Genomic DNA, 18,041 nt, shown 5'->3' with positions numbered 1-18,041 from the left:
GGTACGGATTATTTCGGAAAAGGAAAAAGTCATGAAGGCTCGCTGGCAATTGACCCGGAGCGTTTGACAGCTAAAACACCCACAAAGATCAACATAATGCCGCAAAAGCGTTTGGAGAAAATTATGACAGAACGGGTCGACGCCCACGGATTGCAAGTGGCGAAAGAACTCTTTGAGTTTGTGAACGACAAGGCCTTGCCTGACACCGGTGTTGATCAGGAGCATTTCTGGAAAAGCCTGTCAGCGCTTGTTGATGACCTTGCCCCGAAAAACCGCGACCTGCTGGCCAAACGCGACGCGCTCCAGGAAAAGCTGGATGCTTGGCATCGGGCCAACCCCGGCACGCCAGAGATGGCGACTTACAAAACGTTCCTTGAAGAAATCGGCTATCTCGTTCCGGAAGGCGAAGCGTTCGAGGTCGGCACCCAGAACATTGATCCCGAAATCGGATCTGTTGCAGGCCCGCAGCTTGTGGTTCCGGTGATGAACGCACGGTATGCGCTGAACGCCGCCAATGCCCGGTGGGGATCGCTTTATGACGCGCTTTACGGCACCGATGCCATGGGCTCCAAGCCGCAAGCTGGCGGCTATGACGAGGCGCGCGGCGCTGAGGTGATCGCCTACGCCCGCAAGGTTCTCGATGATGCAGCTCCGCTGGCTGCAGGTAGTTGGGCGGACATTACCGGCCTTTCGATTGAAAACGGCACTCTATCGGCCGCGACGGACAGTGGAGCGATCGGCTTGCAGGATCCGTCTCAATTCACAGGTTATTCCGGCGATGTTGCATCCCCGTACAAGGTCTTGCTCGTCAAGAACGGTCTGCATCTTGAGATCAACGTTGACGGTCAGCACCCGATCGGGAAGACCGACAAGGCGCACATTTCGGATGTCGTTCTGGAATCGGCCATGTCGACCATCATGGATTGCGAAGACTCCGTTGCGGCCGTCGATGCTGAAGACAAGGTGGTCGTTTACACCAACTGGCTTGGACTGATGAAAGGCGATCTGGAAGAAACCTTCCAAAAGGGCGGCGAGACCGTCACCCGCCGCATGAATGGGGATCGTCAGTACACCGCTCCCGACGGCACCGCTCTGTCCCTTCATGGTCGGTCCTTGTTGTTGGTGCGCAATGTGGGCCACCTGATGACCATCGACGCGGTTCTGGACAAGGATGGCAACGAAGTTCCAGAGGGGCTTCTGGATGGCATGATCACCGCACTGATCGGCCTGCATGATGTTGGACCGAACGGCCGGAACACCAACAGCCGCGCGGGCTCCATCTACATCGTAAAGCCGAAGATGCACGGCCCGGAAGAAGTGGCTTTCGCCTGCGAAATCTTCAATCGTGTTGAAGACGCGCTGGGCATGGCGCGCAACACGATGAAAATGGGCATCATGGATGAGGAGCGCCGCACCACGGTGAATCTCAAGGAGTGCATCCGTCAGGCAAAGGACCGCGTGTTCTTCATCAACACCGGCTTCCTGGACAGGACCGGTGATGAAATGCACACCTCCATGGAAGCAGGTCCGATGATCCGCAAAGGCGACATGAAAGCGTCGACCTGGATCGGCGCCTATGAAAACAACAACGTTGATGTTGGCCTTGCCTGCGGTCTTCCGGGACATGCTCAGATCGGCAAGGGCATGTGGGCGATGCCTGATCTCATGAATGCCATGCTGGATCAGAAGATCGGCCACCCGATGTCGGGCGCAAACACTGCGTGGGTTCCGTCTCCGACGGCTGCGACGCTTCATGCGCTGCACTACTACAAGGTATCCGTTGCAGGCCGTCAGGCTGAGCTGAAATCGCGCGATGCCGCGAAACTGGACGACATCCTGTCAATCCCGGTTGCCGAACGTCCGAATTGGGCGTCGGAGGACATTCAGGCCGAACTCGACAACAACGCTCAAGGCATTCTTGGGTACGTGGTCCGCTGGGTCGAACAGGGCGTTGGCTGTTCCAAGGTGCCGGACATCAACAATGTTGGTTTGATGGAAGATCGCGCGACACTGCGGATCTCCTCGCAGCACATTGCCAACTGGTTGCGTCATGGCGTGTGTTCCGAAGCGCAAGTCGTTGAGACGATGAAGAAGATGGCCAAGGTAGTGGACGCCCAGAACGCAGGCGACCCGCTGTACCGGCCAATGGCGGATGACTTTGACGGGTCCGTTGCGTTCCAGGCAGCACTCGAGCTTGTTCTGGAAGGTACGAAGCAGCCAAACGGCTATACGGAGCCGGTCCTGCATCGCCGCCGGATCGAGTTTAAGGCCAAAGCGGCCGCTTGATTGACCGGCAACTCTGAAGATCAGAAACCCTCGCCCGAATGCCGGGCGGGGGTTTTATTTTGGATATTGAATTAAATTTAAGCGAACCGGCAGAACATCCGGCCTGTCAATCGTTAACGCCTCACCTTTTCTGAGCAGTGGAAACTGTTTTACTCTATCGTGTTGATGAAAGAAAAAACAATTAGATCAATGCAGTAGTGGCTTTAAGAAGTTGTTATTCAAACTTTCAGTCTGATACGTACATTTACACAGAGATCTTTGGTTCCCGATAGGATATCCGGACTTGGAGATCTAAATGCTAACTGTCTTGTCTTGCATCGCCTTTGACCATGACCCCTTTTCGCTCGGGCTTGCTGTTGCAATCCTTGTCGTGGGGGCTGTCCTGACGATGCGCCTCTACGCGCGGGTCCGCAGAACGCAAGGCAGCTTGAAATACATGTGGTTGTTTCTGTCTGGCATGATTGCAGGCGGAACCATCTGGAGCACACACTTCGTCTCCATGCTGGCGTACGAAAGCCCGTTGATCCTCGGTTATGATGTGACGCTCACAGCGGCATCTCTTGTTATCGCGATCCTTGGAACCACGTTTGGCCTTTGGTTGGGTAGCCTGACACAGCGATCTGCCTTGATCGAGGTTGGCGGTGCCGTATTTGGACTGTCGATCGCAGCCATGCATTTCACCGGTATCCACGCCATGCGTGTCTCCGGGGTTTCCCAACTTGATACGCTGTTTGTGGTCGTTTCCGTCGTGTTGGCAGCTGTCTTCGGCATGATCTCCACCAGCCGGATCGCGCGGCCTGTAACGCGTTATTGCAAGTATGGTGCGGCGCTGGCCTTCATTCTTGCTGTCGGCAGCATGCATTTTACCGCGATGGCCGGGATGAACATACTTCCGCTCCGGCTGGATGCGGAGGGGCTTGACCTTGTCTCTAATCAGTTGGTTGGGATGGGTGTCGCTTTCACGATGAGCGTCCTATTGTTAAGCGCGATGATCACCTACTCGATCGACACGGCCAATGCTGAAGTGACGAACAATCAAATCACGCAGATCGCGCACCAGGACCCGTTAACAGGTCTGCCGAACCGCAAGGGGGTCGAGCTCTTTACGGACGGCTTGATATCACGTGTTGCCCTCGACAATGCACGCGTTGTTGTTGTGACCTGCAACCTGTCGCGGTTCAAGGCGGTCAACGAAGCTTTGGGCCACACGACCGGAGATGCGCTTCTCCGCCACATTGCCCGTAATCTGTCGACCCATTTGGATCAGGATGAATATGTCGCCCGTGTTGCCGGTGACGAATTCGTTATTGTCGGCAAGCCGGTTTATTATCGCGGCTATTTGCTTGATCTGTGCAAGCGCATTCAGAAAATCGTTGCCATGCCCTTCGGCGCAGGTGACGACGCTGTTCATGTAGACAGCGCAGTTGGCTATGCACTGTTTCCGGAACATGCGCAAAATGCCGAGGAGCTGTTTTCCGCCGCCGAACGCGCCATGCACCGGGCCCGCTCTGAAGGTGGAAACGCAGCTCAGTGTTATGACCCGGCAAAAGACGACAAGGTAAAAGACCAAAGTGCGCTTGCGATCGATTTGCGCAAGGCACTGCGGAACAATGAGTTCGTTCTACACTATCAATTGCAAAATGATGTCCAGACCCATGACGTGACGGGGACCGAAGTGCTCCTGCGCTGGAATCATCCGGTACGTGGATTGGTTCCCCCGTTCGCCTTCATTCCGATAGCTGAGGAAACCGGCCAGATCCTGGAAATTGGAGCATGGATCGTCCGGACAGCCTGCAAGGAAGCAGCTAGCTGGTCCAAGCCAATCCGGATTGCTGTGAATGTTGCCCCGATCCAGCTGTCTGACGCGAATTTCCCGGATGTGGTCGCGAATGCCTTGAAGGAAAGCGGTCTGGATCCGTCTCGCCTGGAACTGGAAATCACGGAAACCGGTATTATTGAAGATACGAACCACGCGCTGCAGGTGATCCAGCAACTGAAACGGCTGGGCGTCCGCATTGCAATGGATGACTTCGGGACGGGTTACTCCTCTCTGGCCACCTTGCAAGCCTTCCCGTTCGACAAGATCAAGATCGACCGGGAATTCATCAAGGACCTAGGCACGAATGCGCAATCCGAAGCAATTGTGCGGGCAACCATCATCTTGAGTGAAAGCCTGAATATCCCGGTGCTTGCCGAAGGCGCCGAAACCGAGGAGCATTTGCGGCTTTTGAAGCATCACGGCTGTAAAGAGGTTCAAGGCTTTTATTTTGGAAAACCCATGCCGGTTTCCGAGGTCCGCCATCGCATCAACAGCGGCGCCAAGCAGCCGCAAGAGGCTTCAGAAACAGAAACCAAATCTGCCATGTCAAAGCCAGCTGTAAAACCTGCTCTCCAGCTTCTGCCCGCCAGAGTTGCTTGAGAACCGGCCGGGGCCCATCGAAATGGTTCTTGTCACAGCTGTGCCTGCCCGCTCTCGATGAAGTGAGTGATTTTCATCCAGCAGGGACTGGCTTTTCAGAAACAACTGGGATAGGGCGGTCTCATGCGTTCGTTTCTGACGGTCCTTTTGCTGATTCTTTTCACTGCGGTGCATGGTGTGCCGGCGGCGGCATTCAACGTGTCCGATTGGAAAGGCCAAGTGGGATCGGTTTCTGTAGCGGCCGTGCTTGAGGACATGAACAACGTCGATCTGCCTGCGCAAACGGCGGACTTGAAGGAAGTCATGGCCTGCTGTGGCCAGGAAGTTAGCGACGCTGCGCCGCATGCCGGCAGCAAATGCTCAAGTGACTGCGCCTCCGTCTTGCCCATGCCGCCCGGCTTGGTGGTACCCGGCTCCGTCCGGGTTCACGAAAACACTGGGAAGACGCTCACGATGGCAGCGCCCGCCGTCGCTGATCACCCGCCCCAATCTGTCTGAGACCGGACTTTCCGGGACATCTGCCGGCGCTTGCCGGCCCAAGTTACTCAGACAGAAAGGGAGCAAGATGCTCACCTCACATAACGTTTCGCCGCTGCGCAGCCGGTTCGCTTTTGATCGGCTGCGGCAGAGTGCAAATCCTCGTTCGCTCTTCATGCTGGCGTGCTGCCTCATGATGGCCGCGGGAATGGCTATTGTTCTTGCAAGTGCGCCAGCCAGTGCGTCGTTTGCCGATCGCTTCTGGCCCGTTTTGCCTCTTGCCGGTTGTTCGGCGATGCATTTGATCATGCATCGCTTCATGGGGGGATGTGTCCACCAAAGAAGCGGTGACAACCGCATACACGGAGACAAATCCAATGCTTAATCACAAACTGGTCCGCGCGGGCGCCCTTGCGGCAGCGCTGTTGGCCGCTCCGGCGATGGCGGATGAGGAACGCACGGTCACAGTCTTCAAGACCCCTTGGTGTGGGTGCTGCCACATCTGGGCGGAAGAGGTTGCCAAGGCCGGCTACAAGGTCGAGATCCGCGACATGGAAGATCTGACCTCCATCAAGAAGCAGGCGGGCGTTCCGAGCGATTTGCAGGCCTGCCACACGGCTGTGCTTGGCGATGAGCGCAAGTACGTGCTGGAGGGTCATGTCCCTTTGCAAGCGATGGATAAACTGATGAGTGAGCGCCCCGACATTCGCGGGCTGGCAGTTGCCGGGATGCCGATGGGGTCACTCGGAATGGATTACGATCCCGCGGCTCAATATCTGGTCCACGCCTTGCCGATGGAACCTGGTGCAACACCACGCGTTTATATGAAAATGGGCGAGGTTAAGTAACGTGTCTTTGCTGACAAGAAGATTCTTTCTTGCCGGTTCGGCGAGCCTGACCGGGCTCGCCGTTTCCGGCTGCGTGTCGACGACGACACAGCCGGCTGCGCCGCCGGTCTCACCGTATCTATCCATGTACCGGGCGATGCCGGAAGAACGGTTTCCGATCCCGGCGATCAATCTGAACAAGGTTCCGGAGCGTTATTACCGCAAGCAAGTGCGGTATAACACGCCCGAGCGTGTCGGCACGCTGATCGTCGATACCTCCAACTATTATCTCTATCTGGTCCAGGAAAACGGCATGGCCATGCGCTACGGTGTTGGTCTTGGCCGAGCCGGATTCGAATGGTCGGGCCGCGCCCGAATTGCCCGAAAAGCGCCATGGCCAAGATGGGTCCCGCCGGAGGAAATGATCCAGCGCGAGCCGGAGCTTGAGCAGTGGAGCTGGAAGAACGGCGGCATGGATCCGGGTCTGGAAAACCCGCTGGGTGCGCGTGCGCTCTATATTTATCAGGGCAACGTCGACACGCTCTACCGGATCCACGGCACAGCCGAATATTGGACGATTGGGTCCGCTGTTTCCAGCGGCTGTGTCCGTGTGATGAACCAGGACATCATCGACCTTTATGGCCGTGTGCCGGTGGGGTCCCAGATCGTCGTTATCTAGGTCGTGGGGAAACCATTACATTATCTGGCGATTGCCGGGGCTCTGATTGCGGGCCTCGGCGCCGCCGCTCTGTTTGTGATTCCAGGCAACGAAAACACCGGTTTGCTTAAGCCTGAAAATGCCGACGTGGTTGCGCGCGGGAAGGACATCTACGACGAGACCTGCGCGGCTTGCCACGGGGCGAATCTGGAAGGGGAGGCGGATTGGCAAACGCCAAAAGCGGATGGCCTCCTGCCGGCGCCGCCTCATGACGTCTCTGGTCACACTTGGCACCATTCCTCGAAACTGTTGTTCGTCATGACCAAGTACGGCGTTGCCGAGGCTGCAAATCTTGAAAACTACCAGTCAGCGATGCCCGCTTATGAGGGCGTGCTAACGGACGATGAGATCATTGCTGTGTTGTCTTTCATCAAGGCAAGCTGGCCCGAAGATGTCCGGGCCAGGCACGATGCGCTTGATGCAGCCACAAACTGACCAGCCCTATGGTATTTCCTAAAGCGGTAGTGCTGGCGTTTTCTGAAAACCCAAATGGAGCTCGGTGCCGGTGTAGGGATTGGCGCGGGCAACATCTTCGTTGAGGTCATGCCCAAGGCCCGGTTCCTCTGACGGGATGATGTAGCCGTTCTCCCACCGGATCGGTGTGTTGAGAAGATCTGCGAAGAACCCGTCAAAGGTGCGGATTGATTCCAGCACCAGGAAATTCGGGCTGCAGGTCGCAAGCTGGATATTGGCGAGCGCCACCAAAGGCCCGCAATAAAGGTGCGGAGCGACTTGCGCCGAATGGCATTCCGCCATCGCCGCGATCTTCTTGGCCTCCAGCAGTCCACCGACCCGGCCAAGGTTCATCTGCAAAATGCTGGCGGCTCCCGTCTCCAGAACACGCGAGAATTCGTACTTTGTGCAAAGCCGCTCGCCGGTTGCTACCGGAATGGAGGTGAAGCGGGCCACTTGCGCCATATCCTCCGGCTTTTCAGGCGGGATCGGCTCTTCGAACCAGAGCGGGTCGTACGCTTCCAGCCGCCGGGCGAGGCGCTTGGCACCAGACACCGTGAACTGGCCATGGGTGCCGAACAATAGATCGGCTTTTGTGCCGACCGCTGCGCGGATCTGTTTGCAGAACGCCTCGGAGCGCTCCAGATCCTCAAGGCTCGGTTGGTGACCGTCATAGATGGTGTAGGCGCCGGCCGGGTCGAATTTAACCGCTGTAAAGCCTTGGTCGACGGCCTTAGCCGCTGCTTCAGCGGCCATATCCGCGTCGTTATAGACGTTGGGTTTATCCGGGTCCGGATAAACATCGCCATCGGCTGGATAAAGATACGTGTAGGAACGCAGCCGCTCGTGCACCTTGCCGCCGAGCAGCTCATTGGCGGGTTTGCCCGCCGCCTTGCCGATGATGTCCCAGCAGGCCATTTCCAGACCCGAAAGCACGCCCATGACAGTTACATCCGGACGCTGTGTATATCCGGCGCCATAGGTCTTGTGCCACAGCTTCTCGATATGGTGCGGGTCTTCGCCGGCGAATTGGCGTTCAAAGACATCGACCGCCATCTGTGCCACCAGGTTCGGCCCGAAGGTGGCATTGTAGATCTCGCCATAGCCGATGATACCGCACTCGGTCACCAGCTTGACGAAGATGAAGTACCGCCCTCCGTGGCGGGGCGGCGGGTTGCCAACGACGAAGGTCTCGATATCGCTAAGTTTCATGTCGAACCGCTTTAGCTGGCGTTGCTGATCGTGATGGCTTTGACCTTGGTGTAGGCGTCAAGGCCTTCCCAGCCCTTTTCGCGGCCATAGCCGGATTTCTTATTGCCGCCAAAGGGGAGTTCCAGACCGCCCGCCCAATACTCGTTGACCGAAACCTGACCGCTTTCGAGCGCATGGGCAACCCGCATCGCGCGTCCGGTGTCGCGTGTGTAGACACTTGCCATCAAGCCGAACTCCGTGCCGTTCGCCAGCTCGACGGCTTCGTCTTCGGTTTCGAAATTCTGCACTGACAGGACGGGGCCAAAGATTTCGTCCTGAACGGCCGGGTCGTTGGCCCGCAAATCCGCGATGATGGTCGGCTGAAAAAACCAGCCCTTGCCGGTTTCCGGATCGGTGGTGACATCGCCGCCGGTCAGGATGTTGGCCCCGCGCGCCTTGGCGGCATCGACATGGGCCTTGATCCGGCCAAGGTGCAGATCAGAATTGATTGCCCCCATATCCGGGTTCTTCAGGCCATGACCCACTTTGAGGTTGCCTGCGCGTTCCGTAAGGATAGCGAGGACTTCATCACGCAAGGACTTGTGCAGAATGAGCCGGGAGCCTGCTGAGCAGATCTGACCGGAGTTGGAAAAAATCGCCCAATAGGCGCCATCTGCGACCTTTTCAGGGTCCGCATCTTCAAAGGCCACCAGCGGGGACTTTCCGCCGAGTTCCAGCGTAAGCCGGGTGACATTCGGGGCCGCCATTTGCGCGACATTGACGCCGGTGGTGACGGAGCCCGTAAAGGTCAGTTGCTTGATCCGGGGATCCCGGGCAAGTTTGGCACCAACATCGCTCCCAAGGCCGGTCACCACGTTGACCAGTCCGTCCGGCACACCGGCCTCGCCCAGGAGCTCAGCCATCACAAGTGCGGTGAATGGTGTCGTCTCTGCGGGCTTGGCAACAACAGAACAGCCCGCGGCAAGGGCAGGGGCAACGCCACGCGCAAACGTGGACGTTGGATAGTTCCAGGGAATGATGTGGCCGGTGACACCCACCGGCTCGCGAACCGTAAAGGCGGTCAAGTCCGGGCCAAGGTTCACCGACCGGCCGTCCAGCTTGTCGGCAGCGCCCGCATAATATTCAAACAGCCGCGCAGAACTTTGAACATCGCCTTGGGCCTCTGCCAGCGTCTTGCCGCTGTCGAGGACTTCCAGGACCGCGAGGCGATCTGCGTTTTCGCGAAAGACACGGGCGACGTTGTTCAGAACGCGGCAGCGCTCGGACGGCAGAGCACGGGCCCAGTCTTTGGCAGCTTTTTCGGCCGCCTCGATTGCCGTGTCCATATCGGCCTCGGTGCCGAGCGAAAACTCGGCAAAGGCCTCGGCACGGGCCGGATCGAAACTTTCCATCTTCCGGTCAGAGGCGGAAGTGAACCGCCCGCCAATGAAATGGCCATCCGGGAGGCCATCAATGCGTCCGGTGGAAAGGTAGTTGGCGGCAAGGTCTTGAACAGTCATGCGGAGGCTCTTTTGTGATCTTCCAGAATTATATCAGCGCCCTTCAGGGCAAGCATCATGGTGGGGGCGTTGGTGTTGCCTGAGGTAATGTTCGGGAACGTCGACGCGTCTACCACACGGAGGCGCTCTATACCGTGAACTTTCAAACGGTTGTCGACAACCGACGTTTCGGCACTTGCACCCATCCGGCACGTTGAAACAGGATGATAGACCGTCCCGGCACGGGACCGGAAATCGTCCAGGAGGCCTTGATCGTCCAGCTTCAAAAGGTCTGGTCCGGTAGGCCGGGCGACGATCGCCTGTAAGGCCTTGCTCGCCATGATCTTCTGACAAAGCCGGCCGCCGGAGATAACCGTGTTCCGATCTTCGTCCGTCGACAGGGAGTTCGGCTGAATGGATGGCGCGACAGAACAGTCTGCGCTCTTGATATCGATCCGGCCCCGGCTGGTCGGACGGGCCGGCTGGGCGCAGATGATGAAGCCGTTGAAGGGATCAAGGGTAAAGCGGGAGGAACCGCCGGAGGATTTCATCTGATAACTGATCGGATTGAAATAGATTTGCTGATCCGGCTGGGTGAGCTCCTTGCGCGAGCGCAAAAAGCCACCGCATTGGTTGACCGACAGGGCCAAGGGGCCTTTGCGCGACAGGGCATATTGGAACGCTGCGCGCATTTGGCCGATCAGTGGCCGCAGAACCGCATTCAGCGTAGGTTCATGGGCTTGAAACGTGTAATTCGCAGCCAAATGATCCTGCAGGTTTCCGCCCACATTGTCGTTGGCTTGGACGACCGGAAGGCCAAACGATTGCAGAAGCTGCCCGGGTCCAACACCAGAGAGCTGAAGCAGTTGAGGTGAGGCAATCGCACCGGCAGACAAGATAACTTCCCGGCGGGCGGTCAAAACTTCGCCGGATACCAATTGAACGCCGGTTGCGCGCTGTCCCTCAAAGAGGATGCGTTTTGCCTGTGCGGCTGTGCGCACTGTCAGATTTGGGCGTTTGAGGGCGGGGTGCAAAAAGGCGCGCGACGAAGAGCACCGAAGTCCAGCTTTCGTGTTGATGTGGTAGATCCCGGCCCCTTCGGGCTGATCGCCATTGAAATCTTCCGACAAAGGCAGGCCGGTTTCAGTGATCGCAGCAAAGAAATGACGGTTCAGCGTGTGGATCTCGCGGGAAATGTCCTGGACATTGATTGGCCCGTTTCCGCTTTTACTTCCATCCGCACCGGTCTTTGTTTCCAGGCGCTCGAAGGTTTCACGCACCGCGGACCATGACCACCCATTTGCGCCTGAGCCTTCCCAGTCGTCGTAGTCTTGCGGCAAGCCTCGGCAATACACCATGGCATTGATAGACCCTGAACCCCCGAGCATTTTGCCGCGTGGCCAATAGAGCGACCGGCCATTCAGTCCGCTGTCAGCTTCGGTCATAAATTGCCAGGTGCGTTTTGGATCGGCGTAGAGCTTGCCGTAGCCAAGTGGCAGTGAAACCCACGGTGAATCGTCGGCCCCTCCCGCTTCCAGAAGTAGCACCGTGGTCCCTGGATCCGCACTCAAACGTTCGGCCAAAATGCAGCCCGCCGAACCGGCGCCCACAATGATGTAATCGGCAGTTTGCAAGGTCGGATCTGCTCCGGTCATTCGATCGCTCCAGTAACTGTCCATGAGTTTGCAAAAAGCCTGAAGCGAAAAATCATTTGGTATAACATTGAAAAAATTTGAAAGAGGCAACGGGCGCACAATGAGAAATGGATCGATCTTCAACACAATCCAGCGGCTGAGAACCTTGGATGGCCTATAACCTTCCGCCCTTGCCGTGGTTGAGAGCGTTCGAAGCAGCGGCCCGGCTGGGAAATTTCACGCGTGCCGCCGAAGAACTCCTGATTACGCCGGCCGCTGTTAGCTATCAGGTGCGCCAGCTGGAGCAGCAGCTCGGATATCCATTGTTTGATCGCCTGCACCGGGAGTTGAAGCTAACCCGGCTCGGGCAGACCTATCTGCCGTCGGTGGAAAAAGCATTTGCCGATCTCTCGATTGCGACTGTCTCGGTCTTTGGCGGGCGGGAGCGCAAGCCGGTCCGGTTCCGCTGCCTGTCCAGTTTCGGGCACCTCTGGATGATCCCTAGGCTTGCGGCTTTTCAGGCGGAGAACCCCGGTATTGACGTTCAAATGATCTCCGCCGCCTGGGCGGAGACCCTCAATCCGGATCTTTTTGAGATTGATGTGCGGTTTGGCGATGGAACCTGGAGTGACGGCGCTGTTGAGTTCCTGGTCAACGACCCGGTGATCGCCGTTTGCCATCCTGATCTTGCGTTGGACAGCACGAAGAGCGACGTGGAACAGCTCAGTCAGGCTGTCCGGCTCGACATCATGGGCGTTCTTGATACATGGGAGAGCTTTTTCCGTCTTTATGGCCATGCAGTTCCGGGGCGGTCGGGGCTGCAGGTGGACCAAACTCTGTCCGCCCTCGAGCTGGCGGCCCTTGGTCATGGCCATGCACTCGTTTTGGAAACGCTCGCCAAACCCTATCTGGAAAGTGGGCGGCTCATTCGTTCGACGGACAAGGTCATTACAAGCCGGCACAGCTATTATTTGGTGACGTCCGGACCCCGCCAAGCCCTAAGCCCTGAGGCCCAGGCCTTTTGCGACTGGCTGATCCGGGAAATGCGGTCCTAGAGCCCGGGGCTCTAGTCAAAATTGAAGGTGAAACTGAAGAGGCGCTCGATCGGATCTGTCACTTTCGGGTCGGTATAGCGATTGAGATCTAGAAGACCAGCTTCAACAGCATCTTGTGCGTCCAAGGCAGCTTGAATCTGATCAAAAACCATCCAGAACTCTGCATGTGTCCGCCGGATGCCGAAGGCCTCTACCAGGCGCTGAAACTCTGTCTGACTGCGAACAGCGCTCAATGCCTCGACAAACTCGGGCAGCGCAGCCTCTTTCACTTGGAAGATAAAGTTCGGGTAGCTGCTGAACTGGCCCGGAACAATCGTCAATGCGTCATCTTCCGGCTTGCGGCGCAAATCCTCGTTGAAGACGAAGGCAACGTTGCTGTGTGCCATGTCGTGCACCAGCGTGTAGATCTCGTCGTTCTCCGCGCGCTCCACAACAAGCACGGCGATGTCGGGCATGAACTTTGCAAACGGCGCGGGTTTCACTGTCAGCGGGTGCAGCTGGCCGGCTGGTGTCTCAGGCGAAGCACAAGCGTCCCCGGCGCAGCGGTTGATCGGGTCGGCCTTCGGCCAGAGGCCTGGCTCAATCTGAAGGAGTTCGTTCAGAAATTCGGCCTTTGGTGTTTGGGTCTGAAAAGTTATGCCGGTTGGTGTTTCGGTATCGAGAGGCGCTTCTTTCCATCGGTCGACAAGGGAAACGAGAGTCCCCTGGTACCAGGAGCTGTGGAGCGGGTCCCGGCTTTTGGGAGGCAGAAAGGAGAGGAACATGCGTTCGCCCTCACGGCGCAGGCTGTCCATGTAGAGACGCGTTGTCAGCTGGTGTTCGACATTTCCGAAGACGTCGAACCCGGCGACAAGATTGTAGTAGATCCGTTCAAACAGAGGGAAATCGATCACCCAGGCGGTTTCAGGTATGGATCCCGCAAAGCCGCGCACCACAGATGCGGATGAGAAGTTCCGGTAGACGGTCAACCGGGCATCATGGTTGTTGCCATCCCCGTCCCAGATGTCCTGATAATCTAAGCCGCCGGTTGTCCGGGCAGCATGCCTGTAGCGGGCCTGCCGAAACTCCTGATACTTGATGGGGCCAAGTGTCAGAAAATTACGCATCCGGCCCGAAATCGAGCTGTCTGAGGCGGCGACCGGCAGTTCCAGAATGGGCGTTGCCTGTGGCAGATAATCAGGGTCGGTCACAGAAAGGTCGGCATCAGGATCGAGGAACGACACCCAGAAGCGGTCCTCGATCACATTCACCGCGACCTGGCCATAACACACCGGTCCACGGATGAACGAGCGGACAAAATAGAGTGCGTTGTCGAGCAGGAATTGATAGCGGCTGCGGGCCGGGATTGCCGCGAAGGTCGAGAGCGGATTGCCGCCGGCGGCCGTGGAATAGGCTGGCAGGGCATCTAACGACCAGTCGGGTTTCAGGAACAATTCGGTGTAGCGGGCAAGCCGCTCCCGTCCGATTTCATAGACGATGTGCTGCTTGTGCAGGATCGTCTCGTTCAACGGGACCAGACGGTAGAAGAAACGGCCGCCTGGATCATCAAAGGGGCGGCGTGACGCAATTTCATCGGCCGGTTCACCCGGTGCAGTTCTGGACCGGATCAAACGGAAAAAGCGGTCCGGCTGATCGCCTTCTAGGTGCAGGTGCGCCAGAAACAGATGTTCGTAGATGTAGCGGGCAACGAGTTTCGATTTCAGCGCCGTTTGATTGAAGAACCCTTCGATTTCAGCCACCTGCGCCGAGACACCTGGTGGGAGATCAACGGGCTCCACGGCGCCGGGCGCCCCGGCCTTGGCCCAGGCAAGTAAAATCCGGTAGTCGCTTTCTGGAAGCGGAGCCATACCGTAAGGCATACCGCCAAACTGATGATCGTTCAGATAGTCTGCCGTTTCATGTGGCGCAGGGCACGACGTGTCCCGGTTCAATCCGAGCTCAACTTCGTCTGGCAATGGCGCGCCCAGTTTAAACGGATTGTCGCGCCCGGCCTGCAGCAATTGTAACAGCGTCGAAGGTTGTTCTGATGTTCCCGTGACCGGAAAGAATCCCTTTTGCCGCCATTCCGGAACCGTCTTCGCATCGATCCTCAACCGCGTCATTGGCGCATCGTCGAGGCGGGAGGATTCGTAGACCTTTTGCTTGCTTGCTCCTCTGGCCCATCCATCCGGAGAGGAGAGTTTGAGTTGGCAGGGGGCATCATAGCAGCCGTGACACACCACGCAGCGGTTGTTTAGAACATCCCGAACCTGCGTTTGAGGGGAGTGTTGCGCCTGCGCAGGACTGACAATCAGGAGGCCAAGCCCCACCCACGCCAGAGCGGGTTTGACCCTGCCGAAGGTTGTGCCTTTAAGGAGTGCCAAATAGGGGCTCAACACGTGTGGCATCTCCCGTCATTCCTGATCTTCAGGCGGTTTCGTTGTCGAGCCCTTGTAGGCGATGAGATACCCATAGAACGCATAAGCCGTAATCGCCCCTACGATGATCGCCCAAGTTTGGTTGTCATTGTAATATTCTACGCCCGTCCAGGCTGCACAAAAGCCGACGATCAGGATCCGCCTCCAGAGAGGATCCAGCCAAGGATGTTCAAATCCACCAAACACAAATTTGCCTTTCTTCTTCGCCATCAGTGGCGATGACTGGCTTCGGGGCTTCCTTAAGGTAAGGTGTCAAGATGTTGCGTAACAATGTGAAATTCCATCAGCCTTCGCCTTTTTGCCTTGCAACATTGGTCACAAGAGAACAGGGTAATCAAGCTGGCCGATGCTGAAAAGGCCATCTGCATCATGATACCATTCATGTTTACCGGCACCGCGACATGCTGAATTCGCTTGACCTTCTGACCGCCAATGACACACCGGGCCAACACCCGCCCTCCTACTATGCTGCAACAGCACGATGGCAGACGACCTATGCACCGTTAGATGGGCCACGGGCTGCCGATGTGGTGATTGTCGGTGCCGGTTATACTGGGCTTTCCGCGGCACTTCATCTCGCCGAGCGCGGCTTGGACGTTGTTCTTCTTGAAGCCAACCGCGTCGGTTGGGGCGCGTCCGGCCGCAACGGAGGACAAGTCGGATCCGGTCAGCGTGTCGAACAGGATGTCCTGGAAACCCGTCACGGCATGTCTCATGCAAAACTTCTTTGGGATCTGGCGGAGGATTCCAAAGCGCTTGTCAAAGACCTGATCGCGAAACACGAGATCGCCTGCGACTACACGCCTGGAATTCTTCACGCCGATCATCGCAAGTCCTACGTGGAAGACAGCCGCGACCACGTCGAACACCTCCGGCTGACCTATGGCTACGAGCAAATCAGGTTTGTCGATGGTGATGAGATCGGCGACATGGTCGGCAGTCCGAAGTATTTCGGCGGATCGCTGGACATGGGCGCCGGACACCTCCACCCGCTGAACTATGCGCTGGGCTTGGCACGCGCTGCAGATAAGGCGGGCGCAAAGATCTTTGAAGAAACCAAGGTGACCGGCATAGAAGAGCAAGTGTCCGGCGGTGTGCAGGTCACAGCGGACACCGGCACTGTGAAAGCCCGTCACCTGATCCTTGCCTGCAATGGCTATCTCGGCAAACTCAACCGGGAAACGGCTGCGCATGTCATGCCGATCAACAACTTCATTGTTGCGACGAAGCCGTTTTCCGAGGACGAAGCGCGGACCCTGATCCGCGACAATGTCGCAGTCGCCGACAGCAAGTTCGTGATCAACTACTTCCGTCTGTCTGCTGATCGGCGTTTGTTGTTCGGCGGCGGCGAGAACTACGGCTATCGCTTCCCGGAGAACATCAAGTCGTTTGTCCGCAGGCCGATGACTGAGATTTATCCGCAGCTGGCGGACGTCGAAATCGACTATGGCTGGGGTGGAACTCTCGCGATCACTCCAAAGCGGATGCCCTATTTCGCACGCGTCAAACCCAACATCCTGACCGCGACGGGCTATTCCGGACATGGCGTTGCAATGGCAACGCTTGGAGGGCAGCTTCTGGCCGAAGCCATCGCTGGAACCGCAGGCCGGTTTGATGTCTTTGAACGGCTTGATATTCCGGCGTTCCCGGGGGGCGACAAATTGCGTTCTCCGCTGCTCGTCCTAGCTATGACATGGTTCTCACTGAGGGATCGGCTCGGCATCTAAAATGCTTCAAAAGACACAAGATCAGCGGCAACTGGCGGGAAGCTATTGGGAGGCGAGCAGGCCCGCAGTGCGCACGGACCGTCAGCTGATGGGCAATGCGCTGTTTGATGTTGCGGTGATCGGTGCCGGATTTGCCGGGTTAAGTGCTGCGATGAAGCTGGCAGCAGCTGGTGTTTCAGTCTGCGTTCTGGAAGCAGAGCATGTCGGCTACGGAGCCTCAGGCCGGAACGGTGGATTTTGCTGTTTGGGCGGGACAAAACTGAGTGTGCACCAGCTTGTCCGGCGTTTCGGTTTGGAAGAAGCGCGCAAGTTTCTTGCCTATCAAGTCGCCGGCATCAACCAGGTCGCTCAGCGGATAAAAACTTGGGGGATTGACGCCGACTGCCATTCCAAAGGCGAAATCACCTTGGCGCACAGGCCAAAAGACCTGGACGGTTTGAGGGCTGAAGCGGCCTACCTGAAGGAGAATTTCGGGATCAAGTCACGGGTGCTGGACAAAGCAGCGCTGGACGAAGAAGGCTACGGCGGTCCCGGCTTTCACGGCGGTCTCCACATCCCCTACGGGTTTGCGCTCAATCCGATGGCCTATCTCTTTGGCCTTGCAGATCAAGTGCGCAGGAAGGGTGGGCGGATCTACGGCAAGTCCCCGGTGAATGGCATGAGCCGCGATGGGGATCGATGGCGGCTTGATACCGAACATGGCTTCGTGCGCGCAAAAGGTGTCGTGCTTGCCGGCAACGGTTATGCGAAGGAGACCGTGCCCAAATGGCTTCACGGACGAACGCTCCCGGTCATGTCGTCCATCCATGTGACGCGCCCAATGTCCGAGGATGAGTTGTCCGCTCAAGGCTGGACGTCGCAGACGATGGCGTCAGACTCCCGTATTTTGCTGCATTACTTCCGGCTGATGCCTGATCGCAGGTTCCTGTTTGGAACACGCGGCGGAATATTCGAGACCGAACCGTCCCTCAAAGCCATGCACAAGCGGGCAAGGCAGGATTTCGATCAGATGTTTCCCGCCTGGGAGAACGTTGAGAGTGAATATCAGTGGTACGGCCGCGTCTGCCTGTCCCGCAACCTGACCCCGTTTGTCGGTGAAATCCCTGGGATGGACGGTGTTTATGCGGCAATGGGCTGGCATGGAAGTGGAATTGCCATGGCCTCCTTGTCCGGAGAAAAAGCCGCGGGTCTGATATTAGGCACCGTGCGCCCTGAAGACCTGCCTGCCGCTCTGCAACAGCCGTTCAAACGTTTCCCGCTGCCTTCGTTGCGCAAGCTCTATTTGCAAGGAGCCTACTGGTGGTACGGATATCAGGACCGCTAAGCTTTTGAGGAAAT

14 protein-coding genes are annotated in these 18,041 nt (G+C 57.4%); 9 read left to right on the top strand and 5 right to left on the bottom strand.

The window, feature by feature from the left end:
• Positions 1-123 precede the first annotated feature (123 nt).
• From ACVDG4_RS09485 to ACVDG4_RS09460, 6 genes are all read left to right on the top strand, one after another.
• Positions 124-2,286 (top strand): malate synthase G, encoded by a 2,163-nt coding sequence (locus ACVDG4_RS09485; RefSeq protein ID WP_447234869.1) that lies wholly within the window; start codon positions 124-126, stop codon positions 2,284-2,286.
• A gap of 295 nt (positions 2,287-2,581) precedes the next feature.
• Positions 2,582-4,705, top strand: coding sequence for a putative bifunctional diguanylate cyclase/phosphodiesterase (locus ACVDG4_RS09480; protein ID WP_447234868.1), 2,124 nt, complete (start codon positions 2,582-2,584; stop codon positions 4,703-4,705).
• A 123-nt stretch (positions 4,706-4,828) separates the two neighbouring features.
• A complete protein-coding gene (locus ACVDG4_RS09475) occupies positions 4,829-5,203 on the top strand; it encodes a hypothetical protein (protein WP_447234867.1) in 375 nt (124 codons plus the stop codon).
• A gap of 356 nt (positions 5,204-5,559) precedes the next feature.
• Positions 5,560-6,030, top strand: coding sequence for a DUF411 domain-containing protein (locus ACVDG4_RS09470; protein ID WP_447234866.1), 471 nt, complete (start codon positions 5,560-5,562; stop codon positions 6,028-6,030).
• A 1-nt stretch (position 6,031) separates the two neighbouring features.
• Positions 6,032-6,688: a L,D-transpeptidase gene (locus tag ACVDG4_RS09465; protein ID WP_447234865.1), complete on the top strand. Its 657-nt coding sequence runs from the start codon at positions 6,032-6,034 to the stop codon at positions 6,686-6,688.
• Between the two features lie 3 nt (positions 6,689-6,691).
• The gene (locus tag ACVDG4_RS09460) at positions 6,692-7,162 is read left to right on the top strand and encodes a c-type cytochrome (protein WP_447234864.1); all 471 of its coding nucleotides are present in this window, start codon (positions 6,692-6,694) and stop codon (positions 7,160-7,162) included.
• Positions 7,163-7,180: 18 nt separating this feature from the next.
• Here ACVDG4_RS09460 and ACVDG4_RS09455 read toward each other — a convergent pair whose 3' ends face one another.
• Genes ACVDG4_RS09455 through ACVDG4_RS09445 form a run of 3 tightly spaced genes read right to left on the bottom strand, consistent with a single transcriptional unit; the run spans position 7,181 to position 11,525 of the window.
• Positions 7,181-8,392, bottom strand: coding sequence for a mandelate racemase/muconate lactonizing enzyme family protein (locus ACVDG4_RS09455; RefSeq protein ID WP_447234863.1), 1,212 nt, complete (start codon positions 8,390-8,392; stop codon positions 7,181-7,183).
• 11 nt (positions 8,393-8,403) lie between these two features.
• Positions 8,404-9,891 carry an aldehyde dehydrogenase family protein gene (locus tag ACVDG4_RS09450; RefSeq protein ID WP_447234862.1) on the bottom strand — a complete coding sequence of 496 codons (1,488 nt, stop codon included), beginning with the start codon at positions 9,889-9,891 and terminating at the stop codon, positions 8,404-8,406.
• On the bottom strand, positions 9,888-11,525 hold the full coding sequence (locus ACVDG4_RS09445) for a GMC family oxidoreductase (RefSeq protein WP_447234861.1): 1,638 nt from the start codon (positions 11,523-11,525) through the stop codon (positions 9,888-9,890). The genes ACVDG4_RS09450 and ACVDG4_RS09445 overlap by 4 nt, the downstream gene beginning before the upstream one ends.
• Before the next feature lie 149 nt (positions 11,526-11,674).
• Here ACVDG4_RS09445 and ACVDG4_RS09440 point away from each other — a divergent pair, with 149 nt between their 5' ends.
• Positions 11,675-12,559, top strand: a complete 885-nt coding sequence (locus ACVDG4_RS09440) for a LysR substrate-binding domain-containing protein (RefSeq protein ID WP_447234860.1) — start codon at positions 11,675-11,677, stop codon at positions 12,557-12,559.
• 11 nt (positions 12,560-12,570) lie between these two features.
• Here ACVDG4_RS09440 and ACVDG4_RS09435 read toward each other — a convergent pair whose 3' ends face one another.
• Both ACVDG4_RS09435 and ACVDG4_RS09430 read right to left on the bottom strand, forming a co-directional pair.
• Positions 12,571-14,946 carry a fatty acid cis/trans isomerase gene (locus tag ACVDG4_RS09435; RefSeq protein WP_447234859.1) on the bottom strand — a complete coding sequence of 792 codons (2,376 nt, stop codon included), beginning with the start codon at positions 14,944-14,946 and terminating at the stop codon, positions 12,571-12,573.
• Between the two features lie 6 nt (positions 14,947-14,952).
• Positions 14,953-15,186 carry a hypothetical protein gene (locus ACVDG4_RS09430; RefSeq protein WP_209172849.1) on the bottom strand — a complete coding sequence of 78 codons (234 nt, stop codon included), beginning with the start codon at positions 15,184-15,186 and terminating at the stop codon, positions 14,953-14,955.
• Positions 15,187-15,377: 191 nt separating this feature from the next.
• Between ACVDG4_RS09430 and ACVDG4_RS09425 the strand changes: the two genes are divergently transcribed.
• Positions 15,378-16,703 carry an NAD(P)/FAD-dependent oxidoreductase gene (locus ACVDG4_RS09425; RefSeq protein ID WP_447234858.1) on the top strand — a complete coding sequence of 442 codons (1,326 nt, stop codon included), beginning with the start codon at positions 15,378-15,380 and terminating at the stop codon, positions 16,701-16,703.
• Position 16,704: 1 nt separating this feature from the next.
• Positions 16,705-18,027: an NAD(P)/FAD-dependent oxidoreductase gene (locus ACVDG4_RS09420; RefSeq protein ID WP_447234857.1), complete on the top strand. Its 1,323-nt coding sequence runs from the start codon at positions 16,705-16,707 to the stop codon at positions 18,025-18,027.
• The last annotated feature ends 14 nt before the right edge of the window (positions 18,028-18,041 follow it).

The organism is Roseibium sp. MB-4, assembly GCF_053005265.1.
This window is presented reverse-complemented; position numbering and strand designations above follow the sequence as displayed.

Excerpts from the sequence above, each read along its gene's own strand:
- ACVDG4_RS09420 (WP_447234857.1), top strand. The coding sequence starts at position 16,705 with ATGCTTCAAAAGACACAAGATCAGCGGCAACTGGCGGGAAGCTATTGG.
- ACVDG4_RS09425 (WP_447234858.1), top strand. The coding sequence starts at position 15,378 with ATGCTGAATTCGCTTGACCTTCTGACCGCCAATGACACACCGGGCCAA.
- ACVDG4_RS09445 (WP_447234861.1), bottom strand. The coding sequence starts at position 11,525 with ATGACCGGAGCAGATCCGACCTTGCAAACTGCCGATTACATCATTGTG.
- ACVDG4_RS09440 (WP_447234860.1), top strand. The coding sequence starts at position 11,675 with ATGGCCTATAACCTTCCGCCCTTGCCGTGGTTGAGAGCGTTCGAAGCA.
- ACVDG4_RS09435 (WP_447234859.1), bottom strand. The coding sequence starts at position 14,946 with ATGCCACACGTGTTGAGCCCCTATTTGGCACTCCTTAAAGGCACAACC.
- ACVDG4_RS09430 (WP_209172849.1), bottom strand. The coding sequence starts at position 15,186 with ATGGCGAAGAAGAAAGGCAAATTTGTGTTTGGTGGATTTGAACATCCT.
- ACVDG4_RS09485 (WP_447234869.1), top strand. The coding sequence starts at position 124 with ATGACAGAACGGGTCGACGCCCACGGATTGCAAGTGGCGAAAGAACTC.
- ACVDG4_RS09480 (WP_447234868.1), top strand. The coding sequence starts at position 2,582 with ATGCTAACTGTCTTGTCTTGCATCGCCTTTGACCATGACCCCTTTTCG.
- ACVDG4_RS09475 (WP_447234867.1), top strand. The coding sequence starts at position 4,829 with ATGCGTTCGTTTCTGACGGTCCTTTTGCTGATTCTTTTCACTGCGGTG.
- ACVDG4_RS09455 (WP_447234863.1), bottom strand. The coding sequence starts at position 8,392 with ATGAAACTTAGCGATATCGAGACCTTCGTCGTTGGCAACCCGCCGCCC.
- ACVDG4_RS09450 (WP_447234862.1), bottom strand. The coding sequence starts at position 9,891 with ATGACTGTTCAAGACCTTGCCGCCAACTACCTTTCCACCGGACGCATT.
- ACVDG4_RS09470 (WP_447234866.1), top strand. The coding sequence starts at position 5,560 with ATGCTTAATCACAAACTGGTCCGCGCGGGCGCCCTTGCGGCAGCGCTG.